The 16,320-nt window shown below is 40.2% G+C and carries 14 protein-coding genes and 1 tRNA gene; 10 read left to right on the top strand and 5 right to left on the bottom strand.

Features of this window, described 5'->3' with window-relative positions; genetic code table 11:
• Window positions 1-79: 79 nt before the first annotated feature.
• Window positions 80-160 (bottom strand) — tRNA-Leu (locus tag H4O18_RS13910).
• 10 nt (window positions 161-170) lie between these two features.
• Window positions 171-359, bottom strand: coding sequence for a GIY-YIG nuclease family protein (locus tag H4O18_RS13905; protein ID WP_246474283.1), 189 nt, complete (start codon window positions 357-359; stop codon window positions 171-173).
• A gap of 273 nt (window positions 360-632) precedes the next feature.
• Between H4O18_RS13905 and H4O18_RS13900 the strand changes: the two genes are divergently transcribed.
• From H4O18_RS13900 to pth, 3 genes are all read left to right on the top strand, one after another.
• Entirely contained in the window at window positions 633-1,574 is a 942-nt protein-coding gene (locus H4O18_RS13900) for a ribose-phosphate pyrophosphokinase (RefSeq protein WP_187585594.1), read from the top strand.
• Between the two features lie 46 nt (window positions 1,575-1,620).
• On the top strand, window positions 1,621-2,253 hold the full coding sequence (locus H4O18_RS13895; RefSeq protein ID WP_187585592.1) for a 50S ribosomal protein L25/general stress protein Ctc: 633 nt from the start codon (window positions 1,621-1,623) through the stop codon (window positions 2,251-2,253).
• Window positions 2,254-2,332: 79 nt separating this feature from the next.
• Window positions 2,333-2,962, top strand: coding sequence for an aminoacyl-tRNA hydrolase (pth, locus tag H4O18_RS13890; RefSeq protein ID WP_246474281.1), 630 nt, complete (start codon window positions 2,333-2,335; stop codon window positions 2,960-2,962).
• A gap of 8 nt (window positions 2,963-2,970) precedes the next feature.
• On the opposite strand, the gene H4O18_RS13885 is transcribed toward pth, so the two are convergent.
• A complete protein-coding gene (locus H4O18_RS13885) occupies window positions 2,971-3,654 on the bottom strand; it encodes a hypothetical protein (protein ID WP_187585590.1) in 684 nt (227 codons plus the stop codon).
• A 4-nt stretch (window positions 3,655-3,658) separates the two neighbouring features.
• Window positions 3,659-7,432 (bottom strand): reprolysin-like metallopeptidase, encoded by a 3,774-nt coding sequence (locus H4O18_RS13880; RefSeq protein ID WP_187585588.1) that lies wholly within the window; start codon window positions 7,430-7,432, stop codon window positions 3,659-3,661.
• Between the two features lie 52 nt (window positions 7,433-7,484).
• On the opposite strand from H4O18_RS13880, the gene H4O18_RS13875 reads away from it, so the two are divergent.
• Together H4O18_RS13875 and H4O18_RS13870 are read left to right on the top strand one after the other, a co-directional pair.
• Complete coding sequence (locus H4O18_RS13875) at window positions 7,485-8,411, top strand: bifunctional riboflavin kinase/FAD synthetase (protein WP_187585586.1); 927 nt, start codon at window positions 7,485-7,487, stop codon at window positions 8,409-8,411.
• Complete coding sequence (locus tag H4O18_RS13870; RefSeq protein ID WP_187585585.1) at window positions 8,412-9,731, top strand: HTTM domain-containing protein; 1,320 nt, start codon at window positions 8,412-8,414, stop codon at window positions 9,729-9,731. It abuts the gene before it with no gap.
• Window positions 9,732-9,757: 26 nt separating this feature from the next.
• Here the strand turns inward: H4O18_RS13870 and H4O18_RS13865 are convergent, their stop codons facing one another.
• Window positions 9,758-10,138, bottom strand: coding sequence for a VOC family protein (locus tag H4O18_RS13865; protein WP_187585583.1), 381 nt, complete (start codon window positions 10,136-10,138; stop codon window positions 9,758-9,760).
• An 89-nt stretch (window positions 10,139-10,227) separates the two neighbouring features.
• On the opposite strand from H4O18_RS13865, the gene serS reads away from it, so the two are divergent.
• From serS to mgtE, 5 genes are all read left to right on the top strand, one after another.
• Entirely contained in the window at window positions 10,228-11,499 is a 1,272-nt protein-coding gene (gene serS / locus H4O18_RS13860) for a serine--tRNA ligase (RefSeq protein WP_187585581.1), read from the top strand.
• A 402-nt stretch (window positions 11,500-11,901) separates the two neighbouring features.
• Window positions 11,902-13,686, top strand: coding sequence for a tetratricopeptide repeat protein (locus H4O18_RS13855; RefSeq protein WP_187585670.1), 1,785 nt, complete (start codon window positions 11,902-11,904; stop codon window positions 13,684-13,686).
• A gap of 69 nt (window positions 13,687-13,755) precedes the next feature.
• A complete protein-coding gene (locus H4O18_RS13850) occupies window positions 13,756-14,067 on the top strand; it encodes a DUF4286 family protein (RefSeq protein WP_187585579.1) in 312 nt (103 codons plus the stop codon).
• Between the two features lie 25 nt (window positions 14,068-14,092).
• Window positions 14,093-14,965: a 16S rRNA (adenine(1518)-N(6)/adenine(1519)-N(6))-dimethyltransferase RsmA gene (gene rsmA / locus H4O18_RS13845; protein WP_187585577.1), complete on the top strand. Its 873-nt coding sequence runs from the start codon at window positions 14,093-14,095 to the stop codon at window positions 14,963-14,965.
• Window positions 14,952-16,304, top strand: coding sequence for a magnesium transporter (mgtE, locus tag H4O18_RS13840; RefSeq protein WP_187585575.1), 1,353 nt, complete (start codon window positions 14,952-14,954; stop codon window positions 16,302-16,304). The genes rsmA and mgtE overlap by 14 nt, the downstream gene beginning before the upstream one ends.
• Window positions 16,305-16,320 lie beyond the last annotated feature (16 nt).

Raw genomic sequence — 16,320 nt, 5'->3', positions numbered from 1 at the left:
CAAATGTGATTAAATAAAATGAAAAACCCTGTAAATATTGATATTTACAGGGTTTTGGTTGAATTTGATATTCAAATCGTACTCGAGGTGGGAATCGAACCCACACTCCAAAGGAACTGGATTTTGAATCCAGCGCGTCTACCAATTCCGCCACTCGAGCAAGGTAACTATTAATTATTTTTCAATTTTCTCAGTTGTTGTTTTCCAACACCTGATTTCCAATATTTTTCTCTTTTCCTACCTTCGGCCCAATTCCCACAACGTTCTGTGAAAATCAATTCGAAGGGTCGGTATGGTTTGGTCGTTTTTTCTCTACCACTATTATGTCTTGCTATCCTTGCCTCCAAATCCGTCGTCATTCCCACGTAGATATAGTTGTTAGTCAAGCTAGATAAGGCGTAAATCCAAACCATCATTCAAAATTTCAATCCGAGCGCGCCTGCCTGTCGGCAGACAGGTCTACCAATTCCGCCACTCGAGCATTTTTGATTGCGACTGCAAAATTAAAGAATATTTTCTTTACTTCAGCAAAAAAATAACAACATTTATACTTTAGCAACCCAAATTAATTTCTAAATTTGCACCTCCTTATAAAAAGGAGTTCCAATAAACTAATAAACAATACGTTAACAATGCCATATCAAGTACCGGAGCCTAAAATTTTTACCTGTACCCAAAGTACTAAGTTATCTGAAAAAATAGCGGAGTCTTTTGGTTCTAACTTAGGCAACGTTATTTTTTCTAGATACAGCGATGGGGAGTTTCAACCTTCCTTTGAAGAATCTATTCGTGGAATGCGCGTATTTATTATTGGTTCAACCAATCCTAGTTCGGAGAACTTGATGGAAATGTTGTTGATGTTGGATGCTGCAAAAAGGGCGTCTGCAAGACACATAACTGCGGTAATGCCGTATTTTGGATGGGCCAGACAGGACAGAAAGGACAAGCCTAGGGTTCCTATTGCGGCAAAATTAGTAGCCAAAATGTTGGAAGCTGCGGGTGCCACCCGAATCATTACTATGGATCTGCATGCCGATCAAATTCAAGGATTTTTTGAAAAGCCGGTAGATCATTTGTTCGCTTCCACTTTGTTTTTGCCCTATTTGAATAGCCTTAATCTAAGTAATCTGACCATAGCCTCACCGGATATGGGGGGATCTAAAAGAGCCTATGCCTATTCTAAGGCACTTAGTTGCGATGTGGTTATATGTTACAAACAAAGAGCACAGGCCAATGTAATTTCACACATGGAACTGATAGGTGATGTACAAGGGAAAAATGTGGTTTTGGTTGATGATATGGTAGATACGGCAGGTACCTTGACAAAAGCGGCCGATTTAATGATGGAAAGAGGAGCCTTAAGCGTTAGGGCAATTACTACCCACGCACTTCTTTCAGGGGATGCATATGAGAAAATTGAAAAGTCTCAATTATCCGAGCTTATTGTAACCGACTCCATACCTTTAAAAAAGGAAAGCAAAAAAATAAGGGTAATAAGCTGTGCGGAGTTGTTTGCCGATGTAATGCACAGAGTACATCACAATACTTCCATTAGTTCCAAGTTTCTAATGTAGGTAATTCAGAATAAGAGAGTAAATTAATTAATATTTAATAAATAAAATGAAGTCAATTACAATTAAAGGATCAGAAAGAGAAAGCGTAGGCAAAAAAGCAACAAAGGCCTTACGTAATGCTGGAAAGGTTCCTTGCGTTATTTACGGAGGGGAAAAACCATTACACTTTTCAGCTGAGGAACTATCGTTCAAAGATTTAGTGTACACTCCAAACGCACATACTGTTGTGGTTGAATTGGAAGGCAGTAAAAAGTACGATGCGGTTATGCAGGACATACAATTTCACCCTGTAACCGATAGCATTTTACATGTAGACTTTTATCAGTTGTTCAAGGACAAGGAAGTTACTATGGACATTCCTGTAAGATTGTTAGGTAATTCGCCAGGGGTTAGAAATGGTGGTAGATTGTTATTTAGAAAAAGAAAGCTTTCAATTAAGGCATTGCCAGATAATTTGCCAGATTTCTTTGATATCGATATCTCTAAATTAAAAATTGGCGGTAATATTTCAGTAGCCACATTAATGAAAGATGAGTTCACCATACTTCACCCAGAAAACACTGTAGTTGTTCAGGTTAAAGCTGCACGTAATGCAGTCTTGATTGATGAGGAGGATGAAGAAGGAGAAGAAGGAGCAGAAGCTACTGCAGAAGCACCAGCTGAAGGCGGTAACGAATAGATTTTATCTAAATTAAGTGTAAAAGCATCCCGTAACTGCGGGATGCTTTTGTATTTTTATGAATTCCTAAAAGAGAACAATGTTCCACATTTTTGAGTCATTTTTTAAAAAGAACAAGACATTGTTGGACGAATCGGACAGTATGAAGAAATTTTTGGTTGTAGGTCTTGGAAATATCGGGGAAGAATACTCGGAAACCCGTCATAACATTGGTTTTAAAATTTTGGATTCCTTATCCAGTAAAGAAGATTTTACCTTTGAAACAGCTAAGTTGGGAGATGTGGGTACTTTTAAGGTCAAGGGCAGGAGTATATTGTGCCTAAAGCCATCTACCTATATGAACAGAAGCGGAAAAGCTGTAAAATATTGGATGGAAAAGGAAAATATTCCTCATGAGAATGTGTTGATCATTACAGATGATATTAATCTTTCTTTTGGAACTATCCGTTTAAAAACAAAAGGAAGTGATGGTGGCCATAATGGATTAAAGGATATTCAACAGCACTTACTCACTACAAATTACAATAGATTGAGGATTGGTGTTGGTTCGGATTTTGGAAAGGGAAAACAAATAGACTATGTCCTTGGGGAATGGAATGAAGAAGAAAAGGAAGCTCTTGTAAAGCGATATGAGCGCATCAACGAGCTTGTCCGTTCGTTTGTATTGTCCGGGGTAAATAGAACAATGAACGAGTTTAACGGTACCTAAATAAGGTCTTAGCGTACTTTAAATTCGGAAATACTATTCGTTGCCGTATTTCCTTCCCGGTCCATGGTAACTACTCTCCAGTAATAGACCGTATTTGCCAATACACTTACCTTAAAATCGGATTTTCCGGAAGTTAGAGTGGCGATTAATGTGGTTGGCGGGTTTTCAGTTGAAAAATATACCTCATAATCTTCCAGGTCATTGTCCACATCTGCACCTTCCCAATCCAAGAGTACTTCATTGTTAAGATCCTTTGTTATGTTAGATCCCGTTTTGGGCGATATAACTTCTGCAGGAAAAGGGGCGTGGGTGGTTTCAACACCGGCGTTATAAAATCGCCAGGTTTCACTTCTTGCCGTTTCTGATACTTTGGTATTTCTGGAAACTACCAGCCATGAATACGGGGCTCCTTTTACAATAGGTAATTTTGCCGAGCTACCATTCACTACAATGGTTTGGGTGGTATTGCTGTTTAAATTGGTGGCCCTTAATTCATAAGATTCTGTGTGGTCCGAAGTTTGCCATCTAAACTCCACCGTTGATGTATTGGTTCCAGTTACATCTATTCCCGTTGTGCATTCGGAGTTTTTTTGAGGAAAGACCAAAAGAGCTGACAATGGTGGTTTTGGAGAATCTTTTCCTCCGCATCCCACTAAGGCCAAAAAACATAAAAATATGGCTATTGGTTTCATCCGCTTATTTCTTTACAACCTTAAAAGTACTATTTATCCCTTCACCCTTTACCTTAAGAATATAAATTCCTGAGGGTAATCCTAGGAAATCAATCTTAATTTCATTGCTATAAAGGGTGTAATCTTTATTACTTATCAATTGCCCATTATAACTAAAAATTTTGGTGTTTATCCTATCCGGGCCATTGTTGAACAATAGGGTTACTTCCTCCTCAAATGGGTTGGGGAACACCAAAGGCTCGTCTATGAGCAACAATTGTTCTTCAAATTTACCTTGACAAGGGAGATCGGTTGTTACCTTAATTTGGTTGATCCCTTTTTTTAGGTCCAATATTATGCTCGAAGATTTGGTTTGAGTTACAATACCATTTAATTCAACATTGTACAAATTGCCTCCTTCCAGATTCAATATGGTCTGATTTCCGTCTGCAATAAGTTTGGATGTCACGCTCAAGGGAGGGGGTTGGGTAACGATTACCTGAAAACAATAAGGTTCGTATACCTTGTCGTCTTCCGTGCCTACAATGCATATTTCATAAGTACCGGCCGCAAGGCCTTGTTCAAAATAGAAATTGGTAAAATTACTGCTCTTATTTATTCCATTACCAGTGAGGGTAACTTCGTAATCCATATTTATACCGGCTACGACGCGGATAGAGCCATTATTTTGGTTGCTACAGGATTCACTGTTGATCTCCACCTCAAAATTATCTACGGGGAATAAATAAACTGGACAACCGCTTAGGTCTACCAGAGCTCCCATTGGGGTGTTAAGGCATAGGTCATCCCCATCATCAAAAACGCCATCTTTATCCTCATCTGCCCTAAAGGTGCCTTCTACACAGATATCCAAAGAAAAGCCATTTATTGATCCTCCGTCCGATGCCGCTATGTCTTTTACCTCCAATATCCAATCACCGTAGGTAGATTCCCCGTTAAACGCTCCCAAAGACCCAAGAGGTCTTACAATACCCTGTATTGCCGGGCTTGTTCCGCAAACAAAGCTATTTCCTGTATCGTCAAATGTCGCCAAAATATCCTGATTTCCCCCGCAGGAATTGGATACGAGAATTACTCGGGTGCCAGCAGGTGAAATAAGGCTTATTTCCAAATCGGCCAGAAACGTATGGGTTATGTCCAAATTAACATTTACATCTGCAATGGGCAGGTCGTTCAATAGTGTAATTACAGAAGTTACCGTAGGGGCACCGGTTGTTGGTATGGTAAGGGGCAAATCCTTAGCGGCTTCCAAGGCACAATTCAATTCTAAAGTGGTAAAGCTAAAGGCTGGGCCAAAAGTCCCTTCCCCACAACTATTTTTGGGTTTAACGCGCCAATAATAAGTGGTTTCCTCTACCAAATTCGTGGTTAAATAGGAATTAAAAATAACACTTGCCGTCTCAATAATATTGGTAAAGGCTGGGTCATCTGCAATCTCCACATCAAAGGAAGTATGTGAAGTATTGGATTCCCACTCCAATAACGATGCTATACGCGCACTAGTAGATCCATTGGTGGGCAACTGTAGCACTATATCTGTAAATGTAGTTTCCAATATTTTCACATCTATAACAACCTCTTTGCTGGCCGTTGCCGAGGTGGCCACTATGGTTATGGGGTAATTTCCTGGTGTTACCAAATCGGTATTGGAAAAGGTAATGTCTACCAGGGTGTCGTTCACTATGGCGGAGGTAGGGGAAAAATCTATGGTCAAGCCCGGTGGCATTCCAGTGGCAGAAAATGTGGCTTCTTCAGAGAAACCATTGAACGTTTGGTAAGTAAAAGGCGCGATCAAGTCATTACCTTGACAAACCTCGTGTTGCAATTGTGCAAAATTCAATACAATGTCCGATGGGCTAATAGTAAAATTGGAGGAATTTAGCGCTAAAAAAATATTATCGTGTGCACTTACCATTATTCGGCCAGAGGGTGTTGCAAAACCCGGAATTAAAATATCTTGCTGTCCGTCATTGGGAACGCTATCAGCTAATTTTATGGGAAAGGAGGCACCTCCATTGGCAGAAAAGTAGATGTCTACCTTTTGTGCGTTCACTGGGCCTTGATCGGTATTGGCTACATCCCAAAGTACCTCTTGTCTGGTGCCCGCTGTATAAATTTCATTGGTTGATTGCGAGGTCACAACAAATGGCCCGGCATTGTCTATTACCGTAACCTTTACAAGGTCCGACGCTACTTGTCCTCCCCCTAAGGCATTGTCCCTTACCGTAAGTGCAAAATCCAGTTCTCTTTCTACATTGGAAACCGTTTCCCATGTGGTATTTACATTGGGATTGGTCTGGGTAAGATTACCAGATACTATACTGCTTAGCCTTGGAAAATATCTGGAAGGTTTTACTGTGGGTTTTAGGGATCTGAAGTTGGCACCACTAAGATTGGTTGGCCCAAAGGTATAGTGGGTAACTATTCCATCATTGATCTGTTCCCAATTGTAGGTAAGTATATCGTCCATATCCAAATCCGTGGCATTCCCCGTTAACTTAAATGCGGTAGATTTTGGAATGGTAAAGTTTCCAGAGGACACTATAGTGGGCGGGGAGTTTAAAATGGGAATTTCTTGTCCGCAACTGGTAGTCTTAATGTATTCCAGGATTTGAAAAATACTGTAATAATGAAAATAGTCGTCTCCGTTTAGGGCAACATTATTGCTGCCGGAAATTCCTGCATAGCCCATTATCGTTGTTCCGCTTCCAGGTTCTGCCTGTACCAGGGTACCTTCGGATTCAAAGGACCAAGTGTGGTTTGCACCAAACTGATGTCCCATTTCGTGGGCTACAAAATCCAGGTCAAAAATATCCCCTTGCGGAATTAATGCCGAAGAATACGCGCTACCTTTTCTGGAATCTATACATACCGAGGCTATAAACCCGGCATTCCCGCCATTTTCGTCCTTTTGAAACAGATGCCCCACATCGTAATTCACAGGTCCAATAACCGTAGTTAAGGTGTTCTGTACTTCTGAATTGAGATTTGATCCATAGGGGTCCGTCTCCTTGTCGGTGTAAATTACCTGATCGGTATTGGCAACAATTTCCAAACTGATTCCCAAATCGGTTTCAAAAATTTCATTAACCCTGGTAACGGTCGCATTTATGGCAGCTAGGGCGTTCGGTATCGTGCCACCATGAAACTCAGTGTATTCCCCCGTGGCGGAGATGGCCAGCCTGTATTTTCTTAGGACTTGACCGTCTACCAATTTTAAGGCAGATGGTCCTTTTTCCTTTTCAATTAGCGATTGGGTTTCACATATGAAATTGGTATTCATCATATAGGCATCCTTCCTGCTGTACACCAAATATTCCTCGTCGGAATTTGAAATTTTTTGCATGAAAGTGGCACTTTTGCTATCCCCGTAGACAATCATACTTTGTATGCCATTTTGGGAGACACTAAATCGAACCCTATCCTTGGCATTGTTTAAACCCCTGCCGACATATGATTTTATTTGCGGGTATTTTTTTGAAAGTTCTGGTGAAAGTACAGAGGATTCTTGAACAACAAACGGAATCATTTCCCCGTCTTCGTCAGGAAAACTCAGTATTTTGGAAGCCTTATTATAATGGGTTGACTTAAGTTCATTGACAAAAACATCTTTTTGCAATGAAAATGTGGCGCCGTGTTTTACCTCCAACTCTTTTGTTTGTCTTTGCGACCGGTTACTCCTAGAATCGGTTTTTTGCCAATATTTAGTTTGCCCAAATCCGCAATAGCAAAGAAAAAATATGGATATTGAAAAAACAAGACGTAATTTTACAACCATCAAGCGGGTTTTTGTACAAACTCAAAGATAAGTTTTTTTATTATTCCAATTTGTGATAACAGTTCAAAGCATCTCCAATTACGACAAAGCGCACCCTACTGCCATTACTATCGGCACTTTTGATGGTGTGCATATCGGCCACCGTAAAATATTGGAACGTCTCATAAATAATGCCAAAGTCCTGGAGCTAAAATCTACAGTACTTACTTTTTTTCCCCATCCCAGAATGGTCCTTCAAAAGGACGTGTCTATTCGGCTTTTGAATACCATTGATGAGAAGATCAAAATTTTAGAGGAAATAGGTATAGATTATTTAATTGTACACCCATTTACCAAGGAGTTCTCAAGGTTGTCGGCAACCCAATTTGTCCGGGATATTTTGGTCAATGATTTAAAGACAAAGAAAATCATTATAGGTTACGATCATAGGTTTGGAAGAAATAGGAATGCCAATATCAATGACCTAATGGCCTTTGGGAATGCATTGGAATTTGATGTGGAAGAAATATCTGCCCAGGAGATCGATGACGTTTCCGTTAGTTCTACAAAAATTAGGAAGGCACTGGAGGAGGGAGATATGAAAACTGCCAATTTGTATTTGGGTTATAAATATATGCTGACGGGAACCGTTGTAAAAGGAAGAGGTTTGGGGCGTAAATTAAACTTTCCCACAGCCAACATATCCATTCCAGAGGAATACAAGCTAATACCAAAGAATGGGGTCTATGTAGTGAGCAGTATTATGGACAACAAAACCGTTTATGGAATGATGAACATTGGTTTTAATCCAACGGTGGACGGCAAGAAGCAAAGCATCGAAATTAATTTCTTCGATTTTGATCAGGATCTATATGGAAAAAAAATTCAGATAGATATTATAGATCGCATTAGGGATGAACAAAAGTTTGCTTCCGTTGATGCATTAAAGATACAGTTGAAAAAGGATCGGGAGACCTCCCTTTCCATAATCTCCATGTAAATGTTAGATCGATTTCTTTTTAAGCAAATCGATAATAGTCCGCTCCTTATTTTTAGGATATTTTTTGGCATCTTGGTCAGTTTGGAATGCTACGGGGCCATTATTACGGGTTGGGTCAAAAGAAACCTGATAGACCCGCAATTTACCTTCACTTTTATCGGCTTTGAATGGTTGCAGCCACTACCTGGCTTAGGTATGTATTTTTATTTTTTTGTGATGGGAACCTTGGGGATATGCATTGCTTTGGGGTATAAGTACCGCTATAGTATTATTGCTTTTACCCTATTTTGGACAGGAGTATATCTTATGCAAAAAACAGCCTATAACAATCACTATTATCTATTGATATTGATTGCCGGCATAATGGCCTTTTTGCCAGCGAATAGCAATTATTCCCTGGACGCCAAAAGTAATCCTTCCCTTAGGGCCTTTAAGATGCCGGCATTTGTGAAATGGGTAATTGTTTTGCAGCTGTTGATAGTTTACACATATGCTTCCTTTGCAAAGTTGTACGGCGACTGGCTGGATTTCAGTGTTATTGGGATACTTTTTAAAAACAAGAGTGGCTACCCTGTAATTGGTGGACTCCTACAGGAACCTTTACTTCATAGGATAGTGGGTATTTCAGGTATTCTATTCGATTTATTGATAGTTCCGGCCCTTTTATGGAAGCCGACTAGAAAATGGGCTTTTGTGGTTTCGATTTTCTTTCACTTATTTAATTCCATCGTTTTTCAAATAGGTATTTTCCCGTATTTAGCACTGGCCTTTTCTGTATTCTTTTTTGAGCCGGAGGTGATTCGGAAAATATTTTTTAAACAAAAGGAACCTTATCAGAATGGTCCAGTTACCGTTCCCCCAAATAGAAAGTTCGTTTTGGGGATTTTGGGCATTTATTTTCTAATTCAATTGGGGTTGCCTTTACGGCATTATTTTATAAAGGACGATGTTTTATGGACAGAGGAGGGGCACCGTATGAGCTGGAGAATGATGTTACGGAGTCGCACTGGAATTACTTCGTTTAAAATAGTGAGCAGTACTACCAAAAATTCGTTTTTGGTAAATTTGGACGATTATCTAACAAAAGCACAAAAGAATAAAGTATCCTCCTATCCGGATTTCATTTGGCAGTTTACCCAACGCTTAAAACGCGAATACGCGGAAAAAGGCGAGAAAATATCGATTTATGTTGATTCCAGGGTGAGCGTTAATGGCAAACCTTACCAGCAATTTATTGATCCGGAGATTGATATGTCCAAGGTGTCCTGGAGCCATTTTACGCACAACGATTGGATATTGCCATCACAACCGCAACAATAGCCGAAAAAAGGAAAGGTGTTGTTCTGTTAAAAGGCTATGGCCCTATGGCACAGTTGCAATGGCATACCCCACGGGTCCCGAAGCATCACCAAATGGCTTCCGTCTGACTTTTTGATTTCCTCTACAAAACTGGCCCCTTTATCCAATAACCTAATTTTATCTTTTTCGGCATTTTTGGACACAAATGCCATATGAAAGGTAAGCGGGTGCTTAGCCTTAAAATTTGTAATTTCTTCATCAGGTCTATGGTAAAGCTCCAGAATTACGCATCCGGAAGAATCTTCCAAAAAAGTCATGAAAGGAGCTTCTGTTTGTTCGCTTACCACTTTTAATCCCACATTGGCAACATACCAATCTTTAATATCCTTGATGTTTTTTACATTTAAGGCTAGGTGTTCAAAAACCATAATTTTTAGAATTACATCTTATATCTAGGCTAAAATTATGCCTAAAATCCGAAGATTAGGTTAAATTTGCACGATAAAATTTTAAAAAAATGTTGCAGTTACAGGCTATCCGTGAAGACAAAGAACAAATTGTAGAAGCTTTAAAAAAGCGTAATATCGACGCTCTTCCACTTATTGAGAACGTACTTCAATTGGATGAAAAACGACGATCGCTGCAAGCACGCCTAGATAATACCTTGGCAGAATCCAACAGTATATCCAAGGAAATAGGGGCCCTTTACAAAAGTGGAAAGGCGGCAGAAGCCAACGTTTTAAAGGAACGTACAGGGAGTTTAAAGGAGGAGTCAAAAGAACTGAACGAGGAATTGACTTCAACAGCAGGGGAGCTTCAGAACCTACTATACCAAATACCAAATGTACCCCATGCGTCAGTTCCAGCGGGAAGCACAGAAGAGGATAATGAGGAAGTTTTTAGGGAAGGGGACATTCCTACCTTGAAAGAGGGAGCACTTCCCCACTGGGAATTGGCCAAGAAATATGATATTATAGATTTTGAACTGGGGGTTAAGATAGCCGGTGCAGGATTTCCCGTTTATAAAGGTAAAGGGGCCCGTTTGCAGAGGGCACTTATTTCCTATTTTTTAGATAGGAATGCTGCAGCTGGATATAATGAAATTCAAGTGCCGCATTTGGTAAATGAAGCTTCAGGTTATGGTACTGGTCAATTGCCAGATAAAGAAGGTCAGATGTATCACGTAGGGGAAGATGATCTTTATCTTATCCCAACTGCCGAGGTGCCTGTAACCAATATCTTTAGGGATGTTATTTTGAACGAGAATGACTTCCCAGTTACGCATACTGCCTATACGCCTTGTTTTAGAAGGGAAGCGGGGAGCTATGGTGCACATGTGCGCGGATTAAACCGTTTACATCAATTTGATAAGGTAGAAATAGTTCGTGTGGAACACCCGTTGAAATCATACGAGGCCTTGGACGGTATGGTGGAACATGTTAAGGATATCCTACGTGAATTAAAATTGCCCTATAGGATCTTACGTCTTTGTGGAGGGGACTTAGGTTTCACAGCTGCTCTTACGTTTGACTTTGAGGTCTTTTCCACAGCCCAAGATCGTTGGTTGGAGATTAGCTCCGTTTCCAATTTTGAAACTTATCAGGCAAATAGGTTGAAATTGCGCTATAAGGACGAAAATGGGAAAAGCCAATTGGCACATACCTTGAATGGTAGCGCTTTGGCGTTGCCACGTGTATTGGCCGGGATATTGGAAAATTACCAAACGGCAGACGGAATCCAAATTCCTGAAGTTCTTGTTCCTTATACCGGTTTTGATAAAATAAATTAAGAGTAAAAGGTTCAAAACCTGTAAGAATAGCCTAAAAGATAATTGCCATTGGTGCTGTTAAAGGTGATTTCCATGTGCTTTTTTTGATATGGCGTGGTAAAAATATAGGAGCTGCCAACACCGATTATGGCTCCTGCCAGGACATCCCATCCGTCGTGTATATCCCCCCTTCAGTCCGGTGTCGCTTTAAAAGCGCAAGAGTGCATTTTCCAAATAGGTGACTATAGATTGTTGTAAAGAAAGTTCGTCCTCTGCAATTAAAAGTTTCATCAAAAAAATATAATATACAAAGTTACATCTTAAATCTAAGGTGAATTTAAAGTTTTGGATTCTGATAATTCTTTGTATTGCCCTTAACACCCACTTTATACATTCTACGTATCTTTGAAAAAAAAAGACCCCTTGCGACTACTTCTTTATATTCTTTTATTAATCTGTTCCCAATCTCTGTTTTCTCAGGAAGACTTCTTGGCAAAGCAGTATTTTGAGGATGGCGCCTATGATAAGGCAGTGGTATTCTATGAGAAGTTAGTTGCCAAAAATCCAATGCGGACAGATTATGGGGAAGGCTTAATTGCCTGCTACCAACAATTGGAGCAGTACGATAAGGCAGAACAATTCTTGTTGAAGGCAGTGGAAGGTCAAAATATATATCCCACTATGCTCATTGAGTTGGGCTACAATTACACCTTGCAGGACCTGCCCGAAAAGGCAACTGAGTATTACAACGCCGCGCTTCAAAAAATAAATGAAAATCCCAATTTTGGCTATGGCCTAGGGTATAGATTTCAAAAATATGCTTTGTTGGATTATGCCATAAAAGCGTATTCCCTCGCTATGGAAATAAATCCGCAATTGGATTATAATTTTCAAAAGGCAAGAATATATGGGGAGCAGGGGAACATAGAACAAATGTACGATTCCTATCTTAAATTAATTAGTGAAGGCAAAGCTTCCCAGGCCAATGTACTTAGGAATATAGACGATTTTATTAGTTCCGATGCAGAAAATCCCAATAACATAAAATTTAAAAAAGTAGTGCTTCAGAATGCCCAAAAAAACCCGGATATTCTGTGGAACGAATTGTTGAGTTGGCTTTTTGTTCAGCAAAAACAATATAAAAGTGCCTTTAGTCAAGAAAAAGCCATTTACAAAAGGGGAGGTGAAAATTCTTTACAACGGCTACAGGGCTTGGGAAAAATGGCATTGGAAGAGCAGGAGATAGAAACGGCAAAGGAAATATTTGAATATATCTCACAAAATAGTGCCGATGCCGTGATGGTCTTGGATGCCCAACTAAGCCTCATAGATATAGATTTACTGGATGCTGATGATAAGGTGCTGAATAAGGTTCAAGGAAAATTTGATGCTTTACTAGGGGTTCATGGTTATGAAATGGAAACCTTACAGCTACAAATTGCCTACGCCAACTTTTTAACGTTTAATAAAAATACCGCGGAACCGGCCATTGAAATCCTACGTCAGAGCTTGGAGCTGCCTTTGAATAATTATGGCAAATCCTATATTAAAAGTACATTGGGCGATATTTTGGTATACGATCAAAAATTTAATCAGGCATTGATCTATTTTTCACAAATACAGAAAGATTTAAAAAACGATGTCTTGGGTCAGGAGGCCCGTTTTAAGGTGGCACAAACTAGTTTTTATAAAGGGGATTTCGATTGGGCGCTCACTCAATTAAAGGTACTAAGAGGCTCTACCTCCCAATTAATTGCCAATGATGCCATGCAATTGAGCTTGTTGATTTCGGATAACTCTTTGGAAGATTCTACCCAAACAGCTTTAAAAAAATATGCGCGCGCCGACTTTTTGGCGTATCAAAACAAGAAGAAGGATGCCGTTGGGCTTTTAGAGGATATCCTCCAAAATCATAAAGGGGAGAAAATTGAGGATGAGGCACTTATGAAACAGGCCCAAATTTTAACCGAATTAAAGGATTATGAAAAGGCAGAATTTAACTATCTTAAAATAGTGGAATTTTACGCTAACGATATTTTAGCGGATGATGCCAATTTCGCCTTGGCGGAATTGTATCGCAATATCTTGAACCTTCCTGAAAAGGCAAAGGCACATTATGAGAAAATCATCTATAATTATCAGGATAGTTACTATTTTCCGCAGGCCAGAAAGAATTTTAGGATGCTGCGGGGAGACAGTATTAATTAATTGTCCAAAAATCCTGACTTATTCTTAAACTAATATAAATATTCCCTTTCGGGAAAGTAAAGAAATAGCATGTATATATACAATGTTACGATGAATATCGAAGAATCGATCCAGAAGGATTGGTTGTCCTGGATGAAGGAGGTGCATATCCCAGAGATGTTGGACACCGGAAAGTTTTCCAAGGCCCTGATGACCAAAGTACTGGTGGAGGAGGAGATGGGGGGTATTACCTATTCAGTTCAATATACTACCGATTCCAAAGAAACGCTTCAAAAATATTACGAGGAAGATGCAGAAAGACTCCGTAAAAAAGTGATGGAACTCTTTGCGGGCAAGTTTGTTGCCTTTAGGACAGAGTTGGCAATCATAAGCGAACACTAATTGTATTACTTTATTACGCAGCGCCATGAGCAAAAAAGGGAAAAAAGCATTTCATTCCAAAAAAGAGAAGTTCAATAGACCTTGGAAGGAGGAAAGCCCCGTTAAGGCTAAAAAGCATTTAGGCCAGCATTTTTTAAAAGATGAGTCTGTTGCCCGGCAGATTGGGGACACACTAACCTTGAACGGATACCGCAATGTCATAGAAATAGGGCCTGGTACCGGGGTGCTTACTAAATATTTATTGGAAAAGGATATCGATTTGGTGGCGATGGATCTGGATGAGGAATCCATAATTTACCTAAACCACAGTTTCCCTTTGGAACACAATAAGGTAATGCAGCGAAAGGGGGAGTTTAAGGTTTTGGAGGCCGATTTTTTAAAGTACGACCTATGGACCCTTTTTGGGGAAGAACAGTTCGCCATAACCGGTAATTTTCCGTACAATATTTCCACACAGATTGTTTTTAAGATGTTGGAATTTAAAGATCAGATTCCGGAGTTTACGGGAATGTTTCAAAAGGAGGTGGCAGAAAGGATTTGTGAAAAGGAGGGGAGTAAAGCCTATGGCATACTTTCCGTATTGGTACAGGCTTTTTACGATGCGGAATATTTATTTACAGTGTCTCCACAAGTTTTTGATCCTCCACCTAAAGTACAGTCCGGAGTGTTAAGACTCGTAAGGAAGTCCAACTTCCATTTGGAAGTGGATGAAAGACTGTTCAAACAGGTGGTGAAAGCAGCATTTAACCAACGTAGGAAGACGATTCGTAACAGTTTAAAAACCTTCAATCTTTCAGATGTTCTCAAAGAAGATGCTATATTTGGCCTTCGTCCGGAACAATTGAGCGTTGAGGACTTTATTTCGTTGACACAGAAGATAGCAAATGATACCATTTAAACTCACTGACGATTATTTAGCTGAAATAGAGCAGCTAATAGACAGCAAGCAGGATGTGCAATTGGCCGCCCTGTTGGCTGAGGTGCATTATGCGGATGTGGCGGATATCATCAATGAATTGGACGAGGATCATGCTACCTATCTAATTAAACTTCTAGATAGCGAAAAAACATCGGAAACCCTTACGGAGTTGGATGTTGATGTTAGGGAGGCCATCCTTGCCAATCTTTCGGCAAAGGAAATTGCAGGGGAGCTGGATGAGTTGGATACGGATGATGCCGCAGATATTATAGGAGAGCTGCCCAAAGCTATGGTCCAAGAGGTAATTTCCGAATTGGAGGACAGGGAGCATGCCAAGGATATTGTTGACCTGCTGCGCTATGATGAAAATTCCGCTGGGGGACTTATGGCCAAGGAGCTGGTTAAAGTCAATGAGAATTGGAACGTACTTACCTGTGTAAAGGAAATGCGGGCACAGGCAGAAAATGTAACCAGGGTACATTCCATTTATGTCGTGGATGATGAAGGTAAACTTAAAGGTCGACTTTCTTTAAAGGATTTGCTGACTACCTCTACCAAGACCCATATAAGCGAAGTTTATATTCCCAAGGTAGACGCCGTTAACGTAAATGAAAAGCCGGAGGAGGTTGCCAAAATTATGTCTAAATACGATTTGGAAGCTATTCCTGTGATCGATGAAATAGGCAGGTTGGTAGGTCGTATTACCATAGATGATATTGTGGATGTTATTAGGGAAGAAGCGGAAAAGGATTATCAGTTGGCGGCCGGTATTTCCCAAGATGTGGAAGCGGATGACAGTATTTGGGACCTGACCCGTGCCAGATTGCCATGGTTGTTTCTAGGCCTTTTGGGAGGTGTAGGGGCAGCCGCCATTATGGGGGGATTCGAAACCCTGATGAGCGATTACGGGGTGCTTTTCTTCTTTACCCCTCTAATAGCGGCAATGGCCGGTAATGTTGGGGTGCAATCCAGCGCCATTATGGTGCAGGGTTTGGCCAACGACGATTTAAAAGGGAGTATTGCCGGTAGACTTCTAAAGGAAATGTTGTTGGCACTGCTGAACGGGGCTGTGTTGGCGACTATACTATTGTTTTTTACATGGATTTGGAAAGGTAGTTTTCTTACCTCCTTGGCCATTTCCATTTCCTTAATAACAGTAACCGTAGTGGCTGGGATCATTGGGACTTTTATACCCATATTTTTGCACAAAAGGGGCATAGATCCTGCCATTGCAACAGGTCCATTTATTACCACCAGTAACGATATTTTCGGGATTTTGATATATTTTTCCATCGCAAAGGTAATATTGGGTATTTAGGGCACTCCACCTTCTT

The organism is Arenibacter arenosicollis (assembly GCF_014397245.1).
Lineage (GTDB): Bacteria > Bacteroidota > Bacteroidia > Flavobacteriales > Flavobacteriaceae > Arenibacter > Arenibacter arenosicollis.
Note: the sequence above shows the minus strand (reverse complement) of the source record. Positions and strands in the feature narration are given on the sequence as shown.